This is a genomic window from Kitasatospora sp. NPDC059722, assembly GCF_042733235.1.
Taxonomy (GTDB): domain Bacteria; phylum Actinomycetota; class Actinomycetes; order Streptomycetales; family Streptomycetaceae; genus Kitasatospora.
In genome coordinates, this window is record NZ_JBHWGD010000004.1 from 32,632 (window position 1) to 55,004 (window position 22,373).

General features: G+C 73.5%; 18 protein-coding genes. 15 read left to right on the plus strand and 3 right to left on the minus strand.

The features are described from left to right. The first annotated feature begins 2 nt into the window (after positions 1 to 2). Genes ACFV4F_RS03565 through ACFV4F_RS03625 form a run of 13 tightly spaced genes read left to right on the plus strand, consistent with a single transcriptional unit; the run spans position 3 to position 14,417 of the window. Positions 3 to 1,520: a right-handed parallel beta-helix repeat-containing protein gene (locus ACFV4F_RS03565; RefSeq protein WP_380500272.1), complete on the plus strand. Its 1,518-nt coding sequence runs from the start codon at positions 3 to 5 to the stop codon at positions 1,518 to 1,520. Continuing rightward, positions 1,513 to 2,763 (plus strand): O-antigen ligase domain-containing protein, encoded by a 1,251-nt coding sequence (locus ACFV4F_RS03570; RefSeq protein ID WP_380500273.1) that lies wholly within the window; start codon positions 1,513 to 1,515, stop codon positions 2,761 to 2,763. The genes ACFV4F_RS03565 and ACFV4F_RS03570 overlap by 8 nt, the downstream gene beginning before the upstream one ends. Beyond that, the gene (locus tag ACFV4F_RS03575) at positions 2,763 to 4,037 is read left to right on the plus strand and encodes a glycosyltransferase (protein ID WP_380500274.1); all 1,275 of its coding nucleotides are present in this window, start codon (positions 2,763 to 2,765) and stop codon (positions 4,035 to 4,037) included. The genes ACFV4F_RS03570 and ACFV4F_RS03575 overlap by 1 nt, the downstream gene beginning before the upstream one ends. After that, positions 4,034 to 5,266, plus strand: coding sequence for a methyltransferase domain-containing protein (locus ACFV4F_RS03580; protein WP_380500275.1), 1,233 nt, complete (start codon positions 4,034 to 4,036; stop codon positions 5,264 to 5,266). Before ACFV4F_RS03575 ends, ACFV4F_RS03580 begins: the two co-directional genes overlap by 4 nt. Next, positions 5,263 to 6,066: a glucose-1-phosphate cytidylyltransferase gene (locus ACFV4F_RS03585; protein WP_380500276.1), complete on the plus strand. Its 804-nt coding sequence runs from the start codon at positions 5,263 to 5,265 to the stop codon at positions 6,064 to 6,066. The genes ACFV4F_RS03580 and ACFV4F_RS03585 overlap by 4 nt, the downstream gene beginning before the upstream one ends. Next, complete coding sequence (locus tag ACFV4F_RS03590; RefSeq protein ID WP_380500277.1) at positions 6,063 to 6,725, plus strand: PIG-L deacetylase family protein; 663 nt, start codon at positions 6,063 to 6,065, stop codon at positions 6,723 to 6,725. Before ACFV4F_RS03585 ends, ACFV4F_RS03590 begins: the two co-directional genes overlap by 4 nt. Positions 6,726 to 6,729: 4 nt before the next feature. Next, positions 6,730 to 7,755 (plus strand): NAD-dependent epimerase/dehydratase family protein, encoded by a 1,026-nt coding sequence (locus ACFV4F_RS03595; protein ID WP_380500278.1) that lies wholly within the window; start codon positions 6,730 to 6,732, stop codon positions 7,753 to 7,755. Then, positions 7,743 to 9,026, plus strand: coding sequence for a DUF4910 domain-containing protein (locus ACFV4F_RS03600; RefSeq protein WP_380500279.1), 1,284 nt, complete (start codon positions 7,743 to 7,745; stop codon positions 9,024 to 9,026). Before ACFV4F_RS03595 ends, ACFV4F_RS03600 begins: the two co-directional genes overlap by 13 nt. A 5-nt stretch (positions 9,027 to 9,031) precedes the next feature. Then, positions 9,032 to 10,369: a hypothetical protein gene (locus ACFV4F_RS03605; protein ID WP_380500280.1), complete on the plus strand. Its 1,338-nt coding sequence runs from the start codon at positions 9,032 to 9,034 to the stop codon at positions 10,367 to 10,369. Then, positions 10,366 to 11,313, plus strand: coding sequence for a glycosyltransferase family 2 protein (locus ACFV4F_RS03610; protein ID WP_380445004.1), 948 nt, complete (start codon positions 10,366 to 10,368; stop codon positions 11,311 to 11,313). Before ACFV4F_RS03605 ends, ACFV4F_RS03610 begins: the two co-directional genes overlap by 4 nt. Continuing rightward, the gene (locus tag ACFV4F_RS03615) at positions 11,310 to 12,518 is read left to right on the plus strand and encodes a polysaccharide pyruvyl transferase family protein (protein WP_380500281.1); all 1,209 of its coding nucleotides are present in this window, start codon (positions 11,310 to 11,312) and stop codon (positions 12,516 to 12,518) included. The genes ACFV4F_RS03610 and ACFV4F_RS03615 overlap by 4 nt, the downstream gene beginning before the upstream one ends. Next, positions 12,515 to 13,066 carry a dTDP-4-dehydrorhamnose 3,5-epimerase family protein gene (locus ACFV4F_RS03620; RefSeq protein ID WP_380500282.1) on the plus strand — a complete coding sequence of 184 codons (552 nt, stop codon included), beginning with the start codon at positions 12,515 to 12,517 and terminating at the stop codon, positions 13,064 to 13,066. Before ACFV4F_RS03615 ends, ACFV4F_RS03620 begins: the two co-directional genes overlap by 4 nt. Positions 13,067 to 13,073: 7 nt before the next feature. Then, positions 13,074 to 14,417, plus strand: a complete 1,344-nt coding sequence (locus ACFV4F_RS03625; protein ID WP_380500283.1) for a glutamate-1-semialdehyde 2,1-aminomutase — start codon at positions 13,074 to 13,076, stop codon at positions 14,415 to 14,417. Between the two features lie 7 nt (positions 14,418 to 14,424). Here the strand turns inward: ACFV4F_RS03625 and ACFV4F_RS03630 are convergent, their stop codons facing one another. The 3 genes from ACFV4F_RS03630 to ACFV4F_RS03640 all read right to left on the minus strand — a co-directional run bounded on the left by ACFV4F_RS03630 (position 14,425) and on the right by ACFV4F_RS03640 (position 16,452). Beyond that, positions 14,425 to 15,063 (minus strand): phosphatase PAP2 family protein, encoded by a 639-nt coding sequence (locus tag ACFV4F_RS03630; protein ID WP_380500284.1) that lies wholly within the window; start codon positions 15,061 to 15,063, stop codon positions 14,425 to 14,427. Further along, positions 15,056 to 15,565, minus strand: a complete 510-nt coding sequence (locus tag ACFV4F_RS03635) for a hypothetical protein (protein ID WP_380500285.1) — start codon at positions 15,563 to 15,565, stop codon at positions 15,056 to 15,058. Before ACFV4F_RS03635 ends, ACFV4F_RS03630 begins: the two co-directional genes overlap by 8 nt. A 107-nt stretch (positions 15,566 to 15,672) precedes the next feature. Continuing rightward, the gene (locus ACFV4F_RS03640) at positions 15,673 to 16,452 is read right to left on the minus strand and encodes a hypothetical protein (RefSeq protein WP_380500286.1); all 780 of its coding nucleotides are present in this window, start codon (positions 16,450 to 16,452) and stop codon (positions 15,673 to 15,675) included. Positions 16,453 to 17,019: 567 nt separating this feature from the next. On the opposite strand from ACFV4F_RS03640, the gene ACFV4F_RS03645 reads away from it, so the two are divergent. Together ACFV4F_RS03645 and ACFV4F_RS03650 are read left to right on the plus strand one after the other, a co-directional pair. Next, positions 17,020 to 21,600 carry a polymorphic toxin-type HINT domain-containing protein gene (locus ACFV4F_RS03645; protein ID WP_380500287.1) on the plus strand — a complete coding sequence of 1,527 codons (4,581 nt, stop codon included), beginning with the start codon at positions 17,020 to 17,022 and terminating at the stop codon, positions 21,598 to 21,600. Further along, entirely contained in the window at positions 21,600 to 22,238 is a 639-nt protein-coding gene (locus tag ACFV4F_RS03650; protein WP_380500288.1) for a hypothetical protein, read from the plus strand. Before ACFV4F_RS03645 ends, ACFV4F_RS03650 begins: the two co-directional genes overlap by 1 nt. Positions 22,239 to 22,373 lie beyond the last annotated feature (135 nt).

The following is a 22,373-nucleotide window of genomic DNA, read 5'->3' on the forward strand; positions in this document are numbered from 1 at the left end:
GGGTGGGGATCAAGAAGCGGCACTGGGGGGCGCCGGCGCTGGTCCTGTTGCTGGCGACCGGCTGCACGAGCGGCGGCTCGGACACCTCGCCGGCGCCGACCGCCACGCCCTCCGGCTCCGTGGCCGCGGCCCAGGTGTGCGCCCACCCCGGGGAAGGTCCGGCCGCCGCGCCCGCGGGCGCGGTGACGGTCGACCCCGCGGTGGTCGGCGACCTGACGGCGAAGACCAAGAGCAGCCCCCCGCACACCACGTTCTGGCTCCAGCCGGGGACGCACAAGCTCGAAGCGGACCGGTACGCCCAGGTCGTCCCGAAGGAGGGGGACACCTACCTCGGAGCACCGGGCGCGGTGCTCGACGGCGTGAAGACCAACCAGTACGCCTTCGGCGGCGACGCCGCGGGCGTCACGATCCGCTACCTGACCGTGCAGGGCTTCAACGCGCCGCAGAACGAGGGCGTGGTCAACCACGACTCGGCCGACGGGTGGGTCATCGAGCACGCGACGATCCGCGACAACTCCGGCGCCGGACTGATGGCCGGAGCCCACCAGCAGGTCCGCGCCAACTGCCTGCAGGGCAACGGGCAGTACGGCATGAACGCGTACAAGTCCGGTGCCCCCGTCGGCGGCCTGGTGGTCGAGGGCAACGAGATCACGGGCAACGACACCGACCAGTGGGAGCAGCGCCAGCCGGGCTGCGGCTGCACCGGGGGCGTCAAGTTCTGGGCCGTCAACGGCGCCGACGTGCGCGGCAACTGGGTGCACGACAACCGCGGCCCCGGGCTGTGGGCGGACACCAACAACAACGACTTCCGCATCGAGGACAACGTCCTGGAGGCCAACGACGGTGCCGCGCTGATCTACGAGACCAGCTACAACGCCGTCATCCGCAACAACACGATCCGGCGCAACGACGTCGTCGAGGGCCGCCGCTCCGCCGACCGCGGCGACGATTTCCCGTACGCGACCGTCTACCTCTCGGAGTCCGGCGGCGAACCGCGGATCCCCGCCCGCACCGACAGGATCGAGATCTACGGGAACGTCCTGGAGGACAACTGGTCCGGGATCACCCTGTGGGAGAACGCCGACCGCTTCTGCAACAGCCCGGCCAACACCTCCTCCGGCGACTGCACGCTCCTGGCGAAGAACACCGCCCGCTGCGCCCAGCCGGCGATCGCCACCCCGCCGCTCCACGACGACTGCCGGTGGAAGACCCAGCGGGTCGACATCCACGGCAACCGCTTCGTGCTGCACCCTTCCGCCGTCGGCTGCACGGTCAAGTGCGGCCGCATGGCGGTGCTGGCCAACTACGGCACCTACCCGGACTGGTCGCCGTACAAGGGGCAGTCGGTCGCCGAGGCGATCACCGGTGGCCAGCAGAACCGCTGGCACGACAACGCCTACCTCGGACCGTGGAGCTTCGTCGCCCACGACCCGAGCCGCACGCTCGACTTCGGGCAGTGGCAGGGCGAGCCCTACCAGCAGGACACGGGCAGCACCTACCAGTCCCAGGCCGGTGGTTGAGGTGACCCGGGACCTCACGCACGACGGGTCGCAGGGCGGCCCGGCGACGCCCAGGGCCGTCGGCGCGGTCTGGGCGCTGCTGATCCTCAACACGCTCGGCTCCGCCGGCGCGCAGACCGTCATCCCGCTGCCGCGCTCCCTCATCCAGATGGTCACCATGGGCTCGCTGGTGTCCGCGTTCGCGCTGGCGCTGGTCCTCAACCTCCGGCTGCGGATCCGGCCCAGCGCCCACCTCTTCCTGCTCACCCTGCTGCTGGTGCTGAGCGTGATCTCCAGCGCGCACCTGGAGTCCGGCTTCGGCGCGCTGTTCCGCTGCTTCCGGCTGGCGCTCTTCGTCGGCACGCTGTGGCTGCTCAGCCGGTGGTGGGACGGCGGCGAGACGTTCGTCCGTCACCACATCCGGGCGTACTCCGCGGTGCTCGCCTCGGTGGCCGCGGGCCTGGTCGTCTCACCGGGCGCGGCGATGCCCGAGCTCTACGGCGGACGGCTGGTCGGCGCGCTGTGGCCGCTGACCCCGCCGCAGATCGGCCAGTACGCGGCGGTGATCATCGGGCTCACCGTGCTGCTCCTCCTGGGCGGGCGGACCACCAGGGGCAGCGCGGCGGCCGTCATCGTGCCGTCCTTCGTCCTGCTCGCGCTGACCCACACCCGGACGGCCACGCTCGGCCTGATCCTCGGGCTGGCGCTGGCGATCGGCTCGCTCGTCCTGACCAGCGCCGCCGCCCGCCGGTTCTTCACCCGGGCGGTGCTGTGCGCCGCCGTGGCCGCCGTGGCGCTCGGCTCCCTGCTCCAGGCGTGGTTCCTGCGCGGTCAGAGCCAGGAGAACTTCTCCAGCCTCACCGGCCGGGCCAAGGTCTGGGACGCCCTGCTCGCGGCGCCCCGGACGACGACGGAGCAGGTGTTCGGCGCCGGACTGGGCGACAAGTCCTTCGGCGGGCTGCCGATCGACAACAGCTGGCTGGCCGTCTACAACGAACAGGGCCTGGCGGGCGTCGCGATCGTGGCGGCGATCATCATCGTGCTGGGCGGCGTCGCGCTGCTGCGCCCGCCCTCCCTGGCGCGGGCCTGCGCGATCTTCCTGATCGGCTACTGCGCGATCGCCTCCTACACCGAGGCCGGGCTGGGCGACGCCTCGCCGTACCTGCTCCACCTGACCGTGGCCGCCGGGCTGCTGGCGGCACCTGCGCCGGCACTCGCAGCCCGCGTACCCCAACCAGCCGTCCAGAGATCGGAGGTGAGCTGATGCACGTCCTCGTGGTGCACAACCGCTACTCCTCGGCGCAGCCGAGCGGGGAGAACAAGGTCGTCGACCAGGAGGTGGGGCTGCTGCGCGGGGCCGGCCACCGGGTCGAGCTGTTCGAGCGGCGCAGTGACGACATCGGGGCCCGGTCCCTGCCGGGCAAGGTCGCGGTGCCGCTGCTGGTGCCGTGGAACCCGGCGGTCCGCGCGGAGCTCGCCGCCCGGCTGCGCCGCGAGCGGCCGGACGTGGTGCACGTCCACAACGTCTTCCCGCTGCTGTCGCCCGCGGTGCTGGCCGCCTGCGCCGACGCCGGTGTGCCGGCCGTCGCGACGCTGCACAACTACACCCAGGTCTGCCCGCCGGGCACGCTTCAGCGGGACGGGCGGCCGTGCACCGAGTGCGTCGGGGGGTCACCGCTGCCCGCCGTCCGGCACGGCTGCTACCGCGGCTCCCGGCTGGCGACGGTGCCGCTGGCGGTGAGCCTTGCGGTCAACCGGCGGCGGTGGTGGTCCGGCGTGGAGCGGTTCTTCTGCATCTCGGCGGCGCAGCGCGACGTCCTGGTGCGGGCCGGCCTGCCGGCCGGACGGCTGGCGGTGAAGCACAACTTCGTGCCCGAGCCGGGCGTGCTTCGCACGGGTGCCGGTGAGCACGTGCTCTACCTCGGCCGGCTCGCGGAGGCCAAGGGTGTGCGGCTGCTCATGGCCGCGTGGGACGCGATCGCCGCCGACGGCGGCGTGGGCGTGCCGCTGGTGATCGCCGGCGCGGGGCCGCTGGAGCCGGAGGTGAGGGCGTGGGCGGCGGGCCGGGAGGACGTGCGGTTCGCCGGCCTCTACGACACGGCGGAGTGCCGGGAGGCCGTCGCGCGGGCGGTCGCCGTGGTGGCGCCCTCGACGTGGCTGGAGGCGTTCGGCCTGGTGGTCGTGGAGGCGATGGCGGCCGGGGTCCCGGTCGTCGCCGCGGGGCACGGCGCCTTCGTCGAACTCGTCGAGGACGGCGTGACCGGGCTGCTGCACGAGCCCGGCGACGCGGTCTCGCTCGCGTCCGGCCTGCGCCGGATCGCGGCGGAGCCGGAGCGCAACCGGGAGATGGGACTGGCGGCCCGGCGCCGTTACGAGCAGGGGTTCAGCCCGGCCGTCGGGCTGGAGCGCCTGGTGGAGGGGTACCGCACCGCGATCGCGGGTCGGTCCGGCGGCGCGGAGGGCGCGCCGCCGCAGGGAACGGACAACGCTGGCCCGCGACGGGGATCCCGCGCGGGCAGGAGTGGGGGCAATAGATGACATGCCGACTGTGCGGATCGGTGGCGCTGACGAGCGTCGTCGACCTGGGGGCGACACCGCCGTGCGAGAGCTTCCTCGCCGCGGACGAACTGGACCGGCCGGAACCGACGTACCCGCTGCACCTGCGGGTCTGCACCGAGTGCTGGCTCGCGCAGATCCCGCCGCTGATCACGCCGGAGGAAACGTTCACGCAGTACGCGTACTTCTCCTCCTACTCGACCTCCTGGGTGGAGCACGCGCGGACGTTCGTCGACGGCGCCGCCCAGCGCGTGGGTCTCGGCCCCGACGCCTTCGTGGTCGAGGTCGCGAGCAACGACGGCTACCTGCTCCGGCACGTGGTGGACCGGGGGATCCGCTGCCTCGGCATCGAACCCTCGGTCAACGTCGGCGCCGCGGCCCGCGACGCGGGCGTGCCCACGCTCACCGCGTTCCTCGACGAGGCCACCGGTACGGCCGTCCGCGCCGAACACGGCCCGGCGGACCTGGTCGTGGCGAACAACGTGTACGCGCACATCCCCGACGTGGTCGGCTTCACCAAGGGTCTGCGCGCCCTGGTCGCCGACGACGGCTGGGTCTCCATCGAGGTGCAGCACCTGCTGACCCTGATCGAGGAGAACCAGTACGACACGATCTACCACGAGCACTTCCAGTACTACACGGTCGCGTCCGCGACCCGGGCGCTCGCGAGCGGCGGACTCGCGCTCGTGGACGTCGATCTGCTGCCCACGCACGGCGGCTCGATCCGGCTGTGGGCCCGGCCGGTGGAGGCGGCCGGCGAGCCGACGCGGCGGGTGGCCGAGGTGCTGGACCGGGAGAAGGCCGCCGGGCTCCAGGAACTGTCCGGCTACACCGAGTTCTCCGCCCGGGTGGCCAAGGTGCGCCGGGACCTCCTGCGCTTCCTCGTCGACGCGGCCGAGCGCGGCGAGACGGTCGTCGGCTACGGCGCCCCGGGCAAGGGCAACACCCTGCTCAACCACTGCGGCGTCCGGCCCGACCTGCTCCCGTACACGGTCGACCGCAACCCCTACAAGCACGGCAGGTTCACCCCGGGCACCCGCATCCCGATCCTGGCGCCCGAGCGGATCGCCGCCGACCGGCCCGACTACGTCCTCGTCCTCCCGTGGAACCTGCGCGACGAGCTGGTCGAGCAACTGTCCTTCGTCCACGAGTGGGGCGGCCGGCTGGTCTTCCCCATCCCGGAACTCAGCATCGTCGAGGTGAAGCGGTGAAGGTCGTCCTGTTCTGCGGAGGTTACGGGCTGCGCATGCGCAGCGGAGCGTCCGACGACGTGCCCAAGCCGATGGCGATGGTCGGTCCGCGGCCGCTGATCTGGCACGTCATGCGCTACTACGCGTACTTCGGGCACACGGAGTTCATCCTGTGCCTCGGGTACGGGGCGCACCACATCAAGAACTTCTTCCTCAACTACGAAGAGACCACGTCCAACGACTTCGTGCTGCGCAACGGGAAGACCGAGCTGCTGTCCACCGACATATCGTCCTGGACGATCACCTTCGCGCAGACCGGCATCGAGTCGCCGATCGGCGAGCGGCTGCGCCGGGTGCGCCACCACCTGGACGGCGACGAGATGTTCCTCGCCAACTACGCCGACGTGCTCACCGACGCCCCGCTGCCCGAGATGATCGAGCGGTTCGCCCAGCGCGACGCCGGCGCGTCGATGATGGTGGTGCCCCCGCAGTCCTCCTTCCACTGCGTGGACCTGGGCGAGGACGGCCTGGTGGGGGGCATCACCGCGGTGAGCGACATGCCGCTGTGGGAGAACGGCGGCTACTTCGTGCTCCGCCAGGAGGTCTTCGACCACATCCCGGAGAACGGCGACCTGGTCGCCGACGGCTGCGCCCGACTCGCCAAGCAGGGGCGGCTGGTGGCGCACCAGCACCGCGGCTTCTGGAAGCCGACCGACACGGTGAAGGAGCGGGCCGCGCTCGACCTCGCCTACGCCCGGGGCGACCGCCCGTGGGCCGTGTGGGAACGGGACGGCGCGAACACCGTGGGAGCCAAGGCGTGATCCGGCTCGGCGCGGGGCGCCTGGAGCGGATCGTCGCCGTGGGGGCGCACTGCGACGACATCGCCATCGGCGCCGGCGGCACGCTGCTGACGATGTGCCTCGCGCGGCCGGGCATCCAGGTGGACGCGCTGGTCCTCTCCGGCGGCGGCAGCGAGCGCGAGCAGGAGGAACAGGCCGCGCTCGCCGCCTTCTGCCCGGGCGCCGACCTGCGCCTGACCGTCCTCAAGCTGCCGGACGGCCGGCTGCCCGCGTACTGGGACGAGGCCAAGGCCGCCGTCGAGGAACTGCGCGGGCGGACCGAGCCCGACCTCATCCTCGCCCCGCGCACCGACGACGCCCACCAGGACCACCGCGGCCTCGCGCAGCTGCTGACCACCGCGTTCCGCGACCACCTCGTGCTCGGCTACGAGATCGTCAAGTGGGACGGCGACCTCGGCCGGCCCACCGCCTACCAACCGCTCACCCCGGAGACCGCGGAACAGAAGGTGCGGCTGCTGCAGGAGCACTACCCCTCGCAGCGGCACCGCCCCTGGTACGACCGCGAGGCCTTCCTCGGGCTCGCGCGGATCCGCGGCATCGAATGCCACGCGCGCTACGCCGAGGCCTTCGCCACCACCAAACTCACGCTCGACCTCGGCACTCTCAACCTGGGGGGTTGAACCCATGCGCGTACTGCTGACCGGACACCAGGGCTACCTGGGCACCGTGATGGCCCCGGTCCTCGCCGCCGCCGGGCACGAGGTCGTCGGCCTCGACGCCGGCCTGTTCGCCGACTGCGTCCTCGGCCCGAAGCCCGCCGACCCGCCGGGAACGCGGGTCGACCTGCGCGACGTCACCGCCGACCACGTCGCCGGCGTGGACGCCGTGATCCACCTGGCCGCGCTGTCCAACGACCCGCTGGGCTCGCTCGCGCCGGACCTCACCTACGACATCAACCACCACGCCTCCGTCCGGCTGGCCGAACTGGCCCGCGACGCCGGAGTGCGCCGCTTCCTGTACGCCTCCACCTGTTCCGTCTACGGCGCCGCCGGCGGCGACGAGCTGGTGTCCGAGGACGCCCCGCTGCGCCCGGTGACGCCGTACGCAGAGTCCAAGGTGCGGGTGGAGGACGACCTGCACGCCCTGGCCGACGGCGACTTCAGCCCGGTGTACATGCGCAACGCCACCGCCTTCGGCTACTCGCCCCGGCTGCGCGCCGACATCGTGCTGAACAACCTGGTGGGCCACGCGCTCCTGTCCGGCGAGGTGCTGGTGCTCTCCGACGGCACGCCCTGGCGCCCGCTGGTCCACGCCGCCGACATCGCCCGCGCCTTCGCGGCGGCGCTGACCGCGCCGCGCGAAGCCGTGCACGACCGGGCGTTCAACATCGGCAGCGAGGTGAACAACGTCACCGTCGCCGAGATCGCGGAGCAGGTCGCCGAGGCGGTGACCGGCGCGCAGGTGGTGATCACCGGCGAGAACGGCGCCGACCCGCGGTCGTACCGGGTGGACTTCTCGCGGTTCCGCGCCGCGCTGCCCGGCTTCGACTGCGAGTGGACGGTGAAGCAGGGCGCGCTCGAACTCGCCGACGCCTACCGCACGTTCGGACTCACCCGGGAGGACTTCGAGCGCCGCTTCACCCGGCTGGCCGTGCTGCGCGAGGCGTCCTCCGCCGGGGCCGTCGACGAGACCCTGCGGTGGCGCCGGTGACCGGGCTCGGCGAGGAGATGCACGCCCTGGTGGAGCGGCTGTACCCGCTCTGCCGGAGCATCACCGGCGACGGCGTGCGCGCCACCCTGGACATCGTCGGCGAGTACGTTCCGCTCCAGGTGCACGAGGTCCCGACCGGGACGCAGGTGCTCGACTGGACGGTGCCGCAGGAGTGGAACATCCGGGACGCCTACGTCGCCGACGCCGCGGGCAACCGGGTCGTCGACTTCGCCGCGTCCAGCCTGCACGTGCTCGGCTACAGCGTGCCGGTGGCGGCGACCATGCCGCTGTCCGAACTGCGCGGACACCTGCACACCCTGCCGGACCACCCGGTCTGGGTGCCGTACCGCACCAGCTACTACACGCCGGACTGGGGGTTCTGCCTGTCCCAGGAGACCCTGGACGGGCTGCCGGACGGCGACTACGAGGTGCGCATCGACTCCACCCTCGCGGACGGCCACCTCACCTACGCCGAGCACGTCGTCCCCGGGCAGGTCGCCGACGAGGTGATCGTCTCCTGCCACGTCTGCCACCCCGCGCTGGCCAACGACAACATGGCGGGCGTCGCGGTGGCGACCTATCTGGCACGGGAGTTGGCGGAGCGGAGCCCGTACTACACCTACCGCTTCATCTACGCGCCCGGCACGATCGGGGCGATCACCTGGCTGGCCCGCAACGCGGAGCGGATCGAGCGGGTCAAGCACGGGCTGGTGCTGGCCTGCGCGGGCGACCGGGGACGGCTGACGTACAAGCAGAGCCGGCGCGGCGACGCGGAGATCGACCGGGTGCTGCGGCACGTGCTGCGCACCTCCGAACGGCCGCACGACGTCGTCGAGTTCACCCCGTACGGCTACGACGAGCGGCAGTACTGCTCGCCCGGGTTCGACCTCGGCGTCGGCTCGCTGAGCCGGACCCCGTACGCCGGCTACCCCGAGTACCACACCTCGGCGGACAACCCGGACTTCGTCTCCCCGGAGGCGCTGGCGGACACGCTCGCCGTCTGCCGCGAGGCCTTCGCCGTGCTCGACCGCAACCGGCGCTACGTCAACCTCAGCCCGTACGGAGAACCGCAGTTGGGACGGCGCGGACTGTACGAGTCCCTCGGCGGGCGCAGCGACGCCAAGCAGGCCCAGATGGCGATGCTGTGGGTGCTCAGCCTCTCCGACGGCGAGCACGGCCTGCTGGACGTCGCCGAGCGCTCCGGGCTGCCCTTCGACGCGGTCGCCGCCGCGGCCGACGCCCTGTGCGGCGCCGGTCTGATCAAGGCGTGACGCGGATGACCACCGAGGGGGTGAGGACGACGACCCCGGCCGGCCCGGCCGGGGAACCGGGGCGGACCGGGCAGGCGGCCGAGCAGGCCCGGCCCGCCAGGCGGGGCGTGCTCGGCCGGGTGTCCTGGGGGCTGGCCGACCAGGCGGTCACCAGCATGATCAACTTCGCGGTGGGCATCTACGTCGCCCGGGAGCTGGGGGTGCACGCGTTCGGCGTGTTCAGCCTGGCCTGGCTGACCTACGGCGTGGTGCTCAACGTCTCCCGCGGGCTGGCCACCGACCCGCTGATGGTGCGGTTCAGTGGCGTGCCGGAGGCGACCTGGCGCGCCGGTGCGGCCCGATCGTCCGGCGCCGCGCTCGCCGTCGGCGCCACCCTCGGCGCCGTCTGCCTGCTGGTCGGGCTCGGCCTCGGCGGCGACGTGGGGCCCGCGTTCGCGAGCCTCGGCGCCGCCCTGCCGGCGCTCCTGCTCCAGGATGCCCGGCGGTTCGCGTTCTTCGCGGCCGGCACCGGGCGGAAGGCCTTCGCCAACGACCTGGTGCAGGGCATCGCACTCGTCCCGGCCATGGTCGTGGCGGCCCGGGTGGGCACCGTGCCCGCCTTCCTGCTGGCCTGGGGCGCCGCCGCGGCGGCCGCCGCCGGATACGGCTTCCTCCAGTCCGGCGTCCGGCCCCGGGTGACCGAAGCCCGCGGCTGGCTGCGCGAGCAGCGCGACCTCGGCAGCCGCTACCTGGTCGAGAACGTCAGCCTCAGCGGCGCCGGCCAGCTGCGGGCGTACGGGCTCGGCGCGATCGTCGGGGTCGGCGCGGTCGGTGCCGTCCGGGGCGCCGAACTCCTCCAGGGACCGTTCCTCGCCCTGCTGATGGGGCTCTCCCTGGTCACCGTGGCGGAGGCGGCCCGGGTCCTGCGGCGGACGCCCGAGCGGCTCGGCCGGTTCTGCTTCCTGCTGGGCGGAGGGCAGGCCGGCGCCGCGCTGCTGTGGGGCTCGGCCCTGCTGCTGATGCCCGACCGGGCCGGACAGTTCGTCCTCGGCGACGTCTGGCACTCCGCCTCCCAGCTCATCCTGCCGGCGACCCTCGGCGTCGCGGGCGCCGGCCTCGGCAGCGGCGCGGCCGCCGGGCTGCGCGCCCTCGCCGCGGCCCGGCGCAGCCTGCGCTGCCAGCTGTTCGCCTCCGCCTGCTACCTCGGCGGCGGGCTCGGTGGCGCCGCCGCGGCCGGCACGGTCGGCTCCGCCTGGGGCGTCGCCGGCGCGACCGCGTGCGGCGCCGCCGTCTGGTGGCTCCAACTGCGCGCCGCCCTGCGCGAGCACCACCGCACCCCGATCCCCGAAGTGAGGACCCCTTGAGCGCCGTTCCCCGGCTGAGCATCGGCCTGCCCGTCTACAACGGCGAGGAGTACCTCGCCGAGTCGCTCGACGCCCTCCTGGGCCAGACCTACGACGACTTCGAGCTCGTCATCTCCGACAACGCGTCGACCGACGGCACCCAGGACATCTGCCGCACGTACGCCGCGAAGGACCCCCGGATCCGCTACCTGCGCCTGCCCCGGAACATCGGCGCCGCGCCGAACCACAACCACGTCTTCACCGAGTGCCGCGGCGAACTCTTCAAGTGGGCCTCCCACGACGACCTGTACGCCCGGGACCTCCTGCTGCGCTGCGTGGAGGCGCTGGACGAACGCCCGGACGTCATCCTCGCCCACTCCGGCCAGGCCGTCATCGACGGCGACGGCCAGGTGAAGGTGCCCTACGAGTACGGGCTCGCCACCGACTCGCCGCACGCGCCCGAGCGCTTCCGCAGCCTGCTGTTCGAGCCCGGCGGCGACGACTTCTACGGGGTGATGCGGGCCGACGTGCTGCGCCGGGTGAAGCCGCACGACAGCTACCACCACGCGGACCGCACGTTCGTCGCCGAGATCACCCTGCACGGGCGCTTCCACCAGGTGCCGGAGCTGCTGTACTTCCGCCGCGACCACCCCACCCGCGCCGAGCGGGCGAACCCCTCCAAGCGCTCCCGGTGCGTCAACCTGGACCCGCGCCGCGCCGGGCCGCTGCACCCGACGCCCCGGCTGCTCGCCGAGTACGTCTGGGGCTTCGCCTCGGCCGTCCGGCGGGCGCCGCTGTCGGCCGCCGACCGGCGCGCCTGCTACGGCCACCTGGCCGCCTGGATGACCAGCCGGGTCCGGCCCGGCGCCGGCGAGCGGGTCGAGGACCGCGCCCCGGCCGACCCGGCGCTGCTCACGGTCTCCGTCGACGCCCTCGTGGCCGGACGCGAGGGGCGGCGGGCATGACCCCCGTGCGGGTCGGGGTCTTCGGCCTGCTCGGCTCCGGCAACCTCGGCAACGACGGGTCGCTCGAAGCCGTGCTCGGCCACCTGCGCACCGAGCACCCGGAGGCCGCCGTGGACGCGCTGTGCGGCGGGCCCGAGGCCGTCACGGCCCGCTACCGCATCCCCGCCACCCGGCTGCACTGGTACCGCGGGGAGTACCGGACCGCCTCCCGGGCGGGCGCGGTCGCGGCGAAGGGCCTCGGCAAACTCGTCGACGCCGTCCGCACCGCCGCGTGGGTGCGCCGGCACGACGTGGTGATCGTGCCGGGCATGGGCGTCCTGGAGGCCACGCTGCCGCTGCGGCCGTGGGGCTTCCCGTACGCGCTGTTCCTGCTCTGCGCGTCCGGCCGGCTCTTCGGCACCCGGGTGGCGCTGGTCGGCGTCGGCGCCGCGCCCATCGCCGACCGGCCCACCCGGGCGCTGGTGCGCTGGTCGGCGCGCCTCGCCGCGTACCGGTCGTACCGGGACGAGCTGTCCCGCGACGCGATGCGGGCGATGGGCGTGGACACCGCGCGGGACGCGGTCCACCCGGACCTCGCCTTCGCCCTGCCGACGCCGGCCGCCCCCTCGTCCGGTGCTCCCGGCGTGGTCTGCGTCGGCGTCATGGACTTCCACGGCGGCAACGACGACCGGGCCAGGGCCGAGGAGATCCACCGGCGCTACCTCGACGGGACGACCCGTTTCGTCCGCACCCTGGTCGAGGAGGGCAGGCCGGTCCGGCTGCTCACCGGCGACGACGTCGACGCGACGGTGGTCGCCGCGATCCTCGAAGCCGTGGACTCGCCGCTGGTCACCGCCGCCCGGACGGCCTCGCTGGCCGACCTGATGGAGGAGGCGGCGGCTGCCGACGCCGTGGTGGCGACCAGGTACCACAACCTCGTCTGCGCCCTGAAGGCCGGCACGCCGACGCTCGCCCTGAGCTACGCGGCCAAGAGCGACGCGCTCATGGAGCAGATGGGGCTCGGCACGTACCGCCACCCGGCGCGCGAGGTCGACGCCGACCGGCTGACCGAGCAGTTCCGGGAGCTGGAGAAGCGCTCGGCGGAGCTGCGCCAGATCCTCGCCGAGCGGAACCTGGCCGTGGCCCGGCGCCTCGACGACCAGTTCGACGAGCTGACCAGGGCCCTCTTCCCGAGGACCGACCACGTTGTGAGGGAGGCGCCGTGAAGGCGACCCAAGTCCCGGCGATCGCCGGCGCGTACCTGTTCGAGCCGACGCCGTACACCGACGAACGCGGCTTCTTCTGCCGCACCTTCGACGCCGACGTGATCCGCTCGCTGGGCCTCGACCCGGACGCCTTCGTCCAGCACAGCGTCTCCCGCTCGGTCGGCGGCGTCCTGCGCGGGCTGCACCTGCGCTCCGGCGCCGGCGAGGCCAAGCTGGTGCGCTGCTCGTACGGGCGGGTCTTCGACGTCGTCGTGGACCTGCGGCCGGACTCGCCGACCTACCGGAACCAGGCCCACTTCGAGCTGTCCGGCGAGACTCAGGCGAGCGTCTACATCCCGGCGGGGTGCGCGCACGGCTTCCAGGCGCTGACGCAGACCACCGACGTCTCGTACCTGATCGACCGCCCGCACGATCCGGCCGAGGACGTGACGATCGCCTTCGACGACCCGCAGCTCGCCATCCCCTGGCCGCTGCCGCCCACGTCGATGTCCAAGCGGGACCGGGAGGCGCCGAGCCTCGCCGAGGTCCTGCGCCGGAACGAGAGCTGAGGACCGCGTGGACACCGAAGTCACCGAACCCGCCGAAGAGTTCGCCCTGCCCCGGTCGCGGGCGGCGAACGAGAAGCTGCACGCCCTGATCCCCGGGGGCGCGCACACCTACGCCAAGGGCGACGACCAGTACCCCGAACACCTCGCCCCGGTCATCAGCCACGGCCGCGGCGCCCACGTGTGGGACGTCGACGGCAACCGCTACGTCGAGTACGGCTCCGGCCTGCGCTCGGTCAGCCTCGGCCACGCCCACCCGCGCGTACTGGAGGCGGTCCGGCGGGAACTGGACCGCGGCAGCAACTTCGTCCGCCCGTCCGTCGTGGAGGCCCGGGCCGCGGAACGCTTCCTGGAGATCGTGCCGACCGCCGAGATGGTCAAGTTCGCGAAGAACGGCTCCGACGTCACCACCGCGGCGGTGCGGCTCGCCCGCGCCGTCACCGGGCGCCCGCGGGTGGCCATCTGCGGCGACCACCCGTTCTTCTCCGTCGACGACTGGTTCATCGGCACCACGCCGATGTCCGCCGGGATCCCGGCGGCGATCACCGACCTCACCGTGGCGTTCCCCTACGGCGACCTGGCCGCGACGGAGGAACTGCTCACCCGGTACCGGGGCGAGGTCGCCTGCCTGGTCCTCGAACCCGCCGGACACGCCGAGCCGCCGCCCGGGTACCTCGCCGGCCTGCGCGAACTGGCCGACCGGCACGGCTGCGTGCTGGTCTTCGACGAGATGATCACCGGCTTCCGCTGGTCCGAGGCGGGTGCCCAGGGCCTCTACGGCGTCGTGCCCGACCTCTCCACCTTCGGCAAGGCGCTGGGCAACGGCTTCGCCGTCTCCGCGCTCGCCGGGCGGCGGGACCTGATGGAGTGGGGCGGGCTGCGCCACACCGGCGACCGGGTGTTCCTGCTGTCCACCACGCACGGCGCGGAGACGCACTCGCTCGCCGCCGCGATGGCCGTCCAGACCACCTACGTCGAGGAGGGCGTCACAGCCCGGCTGCACGCCCTCGGCGAGCGGCTGGCCGCCGGGGTCCGCGAGGCCGCCGCGGGCATGGGCGTCGGCGACCACGTCGTCGTCCGGGGCCGGGCCAGCAACCTGGTCTTCGCCACCCTCGACGAGAACCGGGAGCCCTCGCAGCAGTACCGCACCCTGTTCCTGCGTCAACTCCTCGCGGGGGGCGTCCTGGCCCCCTCGTTCGTGGTGAGCAGCGCGCTCGGCGACGCCGACATCGACCGCACCGTGGCCGTGGTGGCCGGGGCCTGTGCCGTCTACCGCAAGGCACTCGACGCCGGCGACCCCACCCCCTGGATGGGCGGGCGGCCGGTGAAACCCGTCTTCCGCCGCCTGGTGTGACACGGCGTCACGGACGGCTCCGGCGGAGCTGGTCGGCTGTTCGGTCGACCAGCCACGCCGTCGCCGGCACCACCGCCAGTGCGGTGCACCAGCCGCCGAGGACGTCGGTCGGGTAATGCGCACCCAGCGCGACCTGCGCCCACCCCATGACGGCGCCGACGACCAACGCCGCGGCGAACACGAACAGGGTGCCGGCCGCCCTGCGGGTCGCCACCATCGCCACCACGAGGGCGAGCGACGTGGCGAAGGCGGTGTGCCCGCTCGGGTAGGACAGGTTGTCGCCGTGGATGGTGCGCCCCGCCAGGTGTTTGAGCAGCGTCGCCGTTCCCACGGCCGCAGCGACGCCGACAACGACGAACGCAGCCGCGCGCGGACGCCGGAGCAGCAGGCAGCCCGCCACGATCGGCACGACCAGGGCCGCGGCTCCGACCGGCTCGCCCAGCGAATCCATGGCCAGGGCGACGGACCGCCACGGCGGCTCCACCCCGTACAACGCCCCCGCTATGCGGGCGTCCACCCCGCCGGGCTCGCTCGCGCCGGCGTAGCGGACGCCGAGCGCGGCGACCACCAGCGCCGCGAGGACCGCCACCAGCCCGAGCACGACGGCATGACGTGGGCGCTCCGGCAGGAGGCGCGGTTCAGCCATCGTTCCCGCGGTTCTCCTCGTCCCGGAGGTCGGCGAGGCGCGGATCGTCCAGGAGCTGCCTCAACTCGGCGCGGGGGAGCGCCAGGTGGTTCGCCGCATGCCGCTCGTCGCCGTCGAAGCAGAAGGCCGCGCGGATCTCCTCCTCCCAGCCCTCCGGATCCCGCTCCCGTCGTGCGGCGAGCTCCGCCACGCGCGCGTCCCGGACCGCGAGCGCTTCGTCGACGAGCTGCTCACGCACGTCCGGGCGCTCGCGCACGGTCTTCGCGGCCCACCAGTAGGGCCGGTCCTCCTCGGGCCGCACGTCCTCGTACACGGCGGCCAGCCCCAGCAGTTCGATCGGATTGTCCGCCCAGAAGGTGAACCCGTCCTTCTCGGCGAGCCAGGCGTCCAGCCCGTCCTCGTCCTCCTCGTCGGCGAGCTTCACCGTCAGGTGGTACCCCTGACGGCGAAGGAGCTGGAGGCATGTCTCCCAGACATTGGCGTGACTTCCCAGTGAGGCCATGCGGCCACCCTAGCGAGCCCGTGGCCGTCGCCGGGCGACTCCGTCCGAAGCGGCCTCCGGTGCCTCGCCCGGTGCCCGCCGCAGAGCCGCCCCGGCGGGGCCTTCCGTCAGACGGGGACGTTCTTGATGACCGCCCCGGTCAGCGGCGAGAGCCGGTCGGACAGCGCGCCGAAGTCCGCGGTCCGGCCGTCGGACCACTGGGCCATGCCGACGAGCATCCCGTTCCCGTAGGACGCGAAGTTCTGCACGAGGCCGCTGTCGGCCGGCAGTTGGCGCAGGCCCGAGTCCTTGGGCGGGACCTGGACTGCGACCTGGTACGACGCGGGGTCGGAGGCCAGCACGTTGATGAGGTGCACGCACTCCATCGGGTCCTTCATGGTGAACAGCGCCAGGTCGTACTGGTTGCCGTCGGCGTCCTTGTACAGCGCCAGGTCGACGCCGACACAGCCGTGCCCCTGCGTGATCAGCCCGGCGAGGGTCGGCGCCACGGTGTCGGCGCCGGTGCAGCTCGGGTTCGCCACCTTCGCCACCAGCGTGTACCCCTGCACCTGCGCCGGGAAGACGGACAGCGGGATCGCCGAAGCCGGAGCACCGGCCGACGCCGTCGCCGCGTGCGCCGAGGGGGCGGACGCGGTCGTCGCGGCCGGCGCGGGGGCGGGCGCGGCGGCCGGTGCCCGGTCCGACGGCCGGAGCACGTACGCCGTCGCGGCCGCGGCCACCAGGAGGGCTGCGGCCACGGGAAGGACCAGCCGCCGCGAGCGCCGCGGCTTCGTCTGCCGGGCCTGCCGCGCCCGTTCGGCGGCACTCGGCTCCCGCACCGCGTTGTTCTTCTCGAACTCCCGGACGAACTCGTCCCACAGGTCGTCACCGGATTCACGCTTAGTCACAGCGCCAGACCTTAGTGATCACCGCCGACGCTGGGAAGTCGGGCGCCCGGCGCCGGTGCCGCAGTGGCACCGGGCAGAGGAAACGTCACCGAACCGTGATGGTCGGGGGACGGGATCCCAGGTTCTCGAACATCCTTAATGTCCGTCTTCGGAATGACGGATTTCGGGCGGTTCGGCCGCGTTTCCCGTACCGGACGTGACGGTGGATCAGGATTTCGCCGGGCCGCGGACATGCTTTGACGTACCGGATTTCCTGTCGATAGCGTCCACTTGATCTTCACTTTACCGGCTCGGGGGCGCTGGTTCGTCGCCCGGGTGCGTCTTCTTCCGGGAGTCCCTGTGCGTACCGTCCGCAGACCGGCCCGGCCCCGTGGCGGGGCCCCGGCCGGGCCCTCGGCGGCAGCGCCGGGCCGGTGTTCGGTGAACTTCCTCCGCCGCGCGGCCACGTCGCGCCGCGTCGAACGAATCCTCCTCCCCCCGCAGAACTTCCGGCCCGTCGATGCGTGACCGCGGCCGGCCAGGCGGCACTCCGGTGCCCGAAACACGAAAAGAGATGACGAAGCTCCCATGAGGATGTCACCGACATCACGGGCCCGATCACGGCTCGCGGCCGGGTTCGTGGCCGGCAGCCTGCTGACCGGGCTGCTGACGATTCCGGCCGTGGCGGCCGACACGCCGCCGGCCACCGCCGCCAACCCGGACCGGCTGAAGGCCGTCGCGGCCTGGCAGGCCGGCGGACCGGCCGTACGGCACGCGGCCGAGATCGCACTGACCGGTGGTGGCGACGACCTGACGGCGTTCGTGACCAAGGGCCAGGCGGTCGCGGCCGACCAGGACCAGAAGGCACAGATCGAGGCACTCGTCGCGGCCTCCGGCCCCGGTGTGCGCGAGGCCGGGCAGGCCGCGCTGAAGGGCTCGGCCGCCGACCTGAAGAAGTTCCTCGACCAGGGCGCCAAGAAGGCCTTCGAGGACGACCAGCGGGTCCGGCTGTCGCAGATCATGGCGGCCGGCGGGCCGGGTGTGAAGGCCGCGGCCGCCAAGGCCATGGACGGCACGCTGACCGACGTCAACCAGTTCCTCAACGAGGGCCAGTTCAAGGCGCGGGACGACGACGACCGCGTCCACCTGTCGCAGTTGATGGCCTCGGGCGGGCCGGAGGTGAAGAAGGCCGCCAACACCGCGCTCAACGGTTCGATGGACGACGTCCAGCAGTTCCTGCAGTACGGCTACCAGACGGCGGCCGCGCACGACCAGGAGACCCTGACCGTCTCCCAGCTGGCCGACCTGACGAAGAATGCCTCCGCCCAGGCCGGGCAGCAGGCCCGGACGGCCGTGGACGCGGCGGGCAAGGCCCTGGACGCCACCAGGCTGGCCAAGGAGGCCTCCGAGAAGGCCGCCGCCGAGACCAAGGCCGCGCAGGGTGCGGCCGGGCAGGCGTCCAACGCCGCCGGCCGCGCGGCGGACGCCGCGAGCCGCGCCGCCGCTGCCGCCCAGACCGCCTCGAAGGCGGCGAAGGCCGCCAACGAGGCCTCCCGGCAGGCCGCCAGCGCCGCCGCCGACGCCGCGTCGGCCGCGACGAAGGCCGGCAACGCCGCCACCAGGGCGCTGGCCGCCGCCGCCAACGCGGCGAGCGATGCCGGGCAGGCGGACGCGGCCCGCGCGGCCGCCGTCACCGCCCGCAACGCCGCCGGTGACGCCCGCACCGCGGGCGAGGCCAGTGCGTGGGCCGGCCGGGCCGCGGCGCAGGCGGGAGTCGCGGCGCAGGCCGCGGCGTCGGCCGGCGAGAACGCCTCCGCGGCCGCTCAGGCCGCCGCCGAGGCCGCCGAGTACTCCGGGGTGTCCGCCGACGACGCCGCCCGGGCCCGCCTGGCGGCGGCCCGCGCCCAGAGCGCCGCCGCCGAGGCCAAGCGTGCCGCCAACGCCACCGTCGCCATCGCCAACGAGGCCGCCGCCGCGGCCGGGGACGCCCAGCGCGCCGCCAACGAGGCCGCCGCCCACGCCGAAGCCGCGGCCGCCGCGGCGGAGGAGGCGGCCCGGCACGCCGGTGAGGCGGCCACCGCCGCCAACGTCGCGCAGGCGGCCGCCACCGCGGCCGACGCCGCCGCCAACTCGGCCGCGAACTCGGCCGCGCAGGCCCACAAGGTCACCAACATCGCCCGCGCCACCGACAAGGAGCGCCTCGACGCCCAGCAGGCCGCCGAGATGGCCGCCGCCGACGAGGCCTCCCGCGAGGCCGACCAGAAGGCCAAGACGGCGGCCTGGGAGTCCGGCAAGGCGACGCAGTTCGCCGCCGGCACCGACCAGCTGATCAAGGACGCCCAGGCGCCGGGCACGGACGCCAAGACCGCCCTGCTCAAGGGCCGTCAGGCCGCGCTGCGGCTGCTGGACTCGGCCGGCCCGTGGACGAAGGCCGCCGCCCAGAGCGCGTTGGAGGGCGACGACTACGCCGTCCAGGCCTTCCTGGCCACCGACCTGACGGTGGCCCGGGACCGCGACGACCGCACCAGCGTCATGGCGATCGCCAAGACGCCGGGCAAGCTGGAGAAGCGCCTCGCCGCGGAGACCGCCTCGGTGGGTACGCCGGACCAGGTCCGGGCGTTCCTGGCCACCGGGCAGTACCCGGGCAAGGACGACGACGACCGCGTCCAGCTGTCCCAGATCATGGCCGCCGGCGGGCCGGGCGTGAAGGCCGCGGCGGGCAAGGCCCTGGACGGCACGATCGACGACGTCCGCGCCTTCCTGGCCACCGGTCAGTTCAAGGCCCGCGACGACGACAACCGCGTCCTGGTGACCCAGGCCCTGGCCGGCGGAGGCCAGGAGGTCAAGGCGGCCGCCCAGGCCGTCCTGTCCGGCCCCGCCGACCGCCTCGTGCCGTTCCTGCAGACCGGCCTGCCCAAGGCCCAGCAGCGCGACGCGATGACCGCCGCCCACGTGGCCACCGTCGCGTCCTACCTCGCCACCATCGACGGCTCGGTCGCCCAGGCCCGCCAGTACGCGGCGCAGGCCGCCCAGGCCTCCGCCACCGCCCGCGGCGCCGCCAGCGAGGCCGCGGGATACGCCAACCAGGCCAGCCAGTCCGCCCAGTCCGCCCAGGGCTTCGCCAACCAGGCCGCCCAGGCCGCGCAGGCCGCCCAGGCCTCCGCGGCGCAGGCCGCCCAGTACGCCCAGCAGGCCCAGGCGTCCGCCGCCTCCGCCAGTGTCGCGGCCGACCGCGCCGTCGCCTCGGCCGCCGAGGCCACCGGTTACGCGGCCCAGGCGAGCCAGTTCGCGGCCGACGCCAAGACCGCGTCCGACCAGGCGAAGGCCTCGGCCGCCGCCGCTGCCAAGAGCAGGGACGACGCGTACGCGGCCGCCAGGGAGGCCGCGCAGCTGATCATGTCGAAGCAGCAGGCCGACGCGGCCGGCGGAAAGCTGCAGAGCGACACGGCCGTCGTCGACGACAACGGCCGCGTCTCCTACATCGAGTCCGTGCCCCGCGGGGACCTCCAGAAGGAGGTCGTCAAGAGCAACGAAGCACGCTGCGGCAAGGGACAGACGGGAACCCTCGCGGACCTGTGGACCGATGAGAACTTCTACACGAACGCCGCCGGAGTCAGGGTCTGCGACGTCACGTACACCATCAGGGTCACCGGCACCATCGACTACATCCTGAAGACCTGCCCCGAAGCGGGCCTGTCGATCGCCGCCTGCATGGGGAAGTACAGCGTCTGGGACACCCTCCTCGTCGGCAGCGACCAGCTGAACAAGTCGGAGATCACCACCACCGTCGCCATGACGCAGAAGGACTTCGACAAGATCAACGTCACCTGCCAGCGGGGCGTCTGCGGATCACCGACCGTCAACGCCTTCACCCTCTTCGCGGGCGACTTCATCGCGTGCTTCAAGGACCCGGGATTCAACTCCCACTGTGCCTGGGCCGCGTCCAACTTCATCCCCTTCGGCACCCTCGCCAAGGGCGCGAAGGGCATCGTCGCGTTCCGCTACGCCCTCGAAACCGGCGTCGGGATCGAGGACGCCAAGCTCGCCCTCCAGGCGACGCTCAACGGCTACAGCGACGCGATCACCAGCAAGCTGCTCCGCGCCGCCGACGCCGTGTCCGCCTTCCGCAACACCTTCAAGAACGGCGTCGGCACCAAGGAGGCCCTTGAGGCGCTGAGCAAGACCCCCGACATCGACCCGGCCCTCGTCCGCCAGCTGAACGACGAGTACAAGTCGGTGCAGTACGTCTACGAGACGTGCGAGGTCAACAGCTTCCCCGCGGGCACCCGCGTCCTGCTGGCCGACGGCTCGTACCGGGCCATCAGCGAGATCCGGACCGGTGACCGGGTGCTCACGGCCGACCCGGCGGTCGGGGGACTGCACCCGCAGCCGGTGACCGCCACCTACGCCCACACCACGCGGCGCCTGGTGGACATCGCCCTGGCGGACGGCAGCACGCTCTCCACCACGGCCGGTCACCGCTTCTACACCGAGCAGGCCGGCTGGACCCTCGCCTCGGCCCTGCGCCCGGGGGACCGGCTGCGGGCCTCGGACAACGCCCCGCAGACCGTCACCGGCATCACCGACCGGACCGAGCAGGCACCGGAAGCCGTCTACGACCTGACGGTCGACGGACCGCACACCTTCTTCGTGCGCACCGGTGGCGGCCAGGAGCCCGACCTGCTCGTCCACAACTGCCTCTACCTGCTCAACGACGAGGCGAAGGACCCGGGGCTGCACACCATCAAGGACCATGTCGCCGGGGGCCCCTACACGAACAACCTCGGGACGGTCAGCGGCACCGACGCGATCCGCGCGCAGGCCAAGGCCGAGGTCGACGGATACACCGGGGTGTTCAAGGACCTCGCCACCGCGGAAGAAGCGCTCAAGCAGGCGTGGCTGACGGACGGGGCGAAGCAGTACGGGCAGGCCAAGCGACTCGGCAAGAGCGAGTTCAAGTTCACCGCGGACGTGTCCGTCCTCGATGCCGGCGGCGACAAGCTGACCTCCCTCGGCGAGGTCTACCAGCGGGGAGGCAACGGCGTGACCACCCCCTCCAGCACGAAGGTCGAGGTCCGGGTCAAGATCGACTACACCGAAGGCCCGACCAAGCACCCCAAGGGCTGGTACGTGACCTCCATCTTCCCGCTCCCGCGCAGGGGCGTCTGATGGCGGAACGGTACGGCGGCGCGGCCGACTTCGGCTTCTCTCTCCTGGCCGAGGCGTTCCACGCACACTGGCGCAGCGAGGGCGAGGACGTCGAGGTCCTGGCGGACTACCTCGCCCGCAACCCTTCCTGGGTCGCCGAGTCGGTCCTCGTGGACGCCCTGCGGCTGGAGTCCGCCGACCTGCCCGCGTGGCAGATCGAGGCCCTCTGGTCGATGGGCACCCATCCCTTCCACGACCTCCGCAGGGAGGGCCACGACGGCCGTGACTGGCTCGGATTGATCGTCCGGCTCGGCCGGGAGCGGCTCGCCGCCGAGGGCGGCGGCAGCGACGAGCGCGTGCCGCCCAGTCCCTACGGGCACGTGGCGGGAGCCGTCCTGGACGAGATCCTGCTGGTCTCCGCCGGGATCACCGAGGGGGCGATGCACGCGCCCGGAGGGTACGTCCCCGGCATCGTGCCCGCCCTCGACGAGGTCGCGGCGCGGGTCTGCCCCGACCTGGCGTTCCGCCTCCTGCTGCGCGCGCTCGCCAAGGTCGGGCCCGTGGTCGCGCGGGAGCAGTACGACCGGTACGTGGCCCTCGGGCGGCAATTCGAGTACGGCGAGCTCCTGGTGGAGGGCCATGCACACCTGATGTCCTGACACCACACGACGACGGCGGCGCGGCCCGCGCGCCCCCCCCCCCGCGGCCGCCGCGCGCCGGGCGCGGCCCTGGAACACCCCCCCCCCCACCCCCGCGCCCCCCCCGCGCGCGGGGCGCCCGCGGGGGGGGGCCCC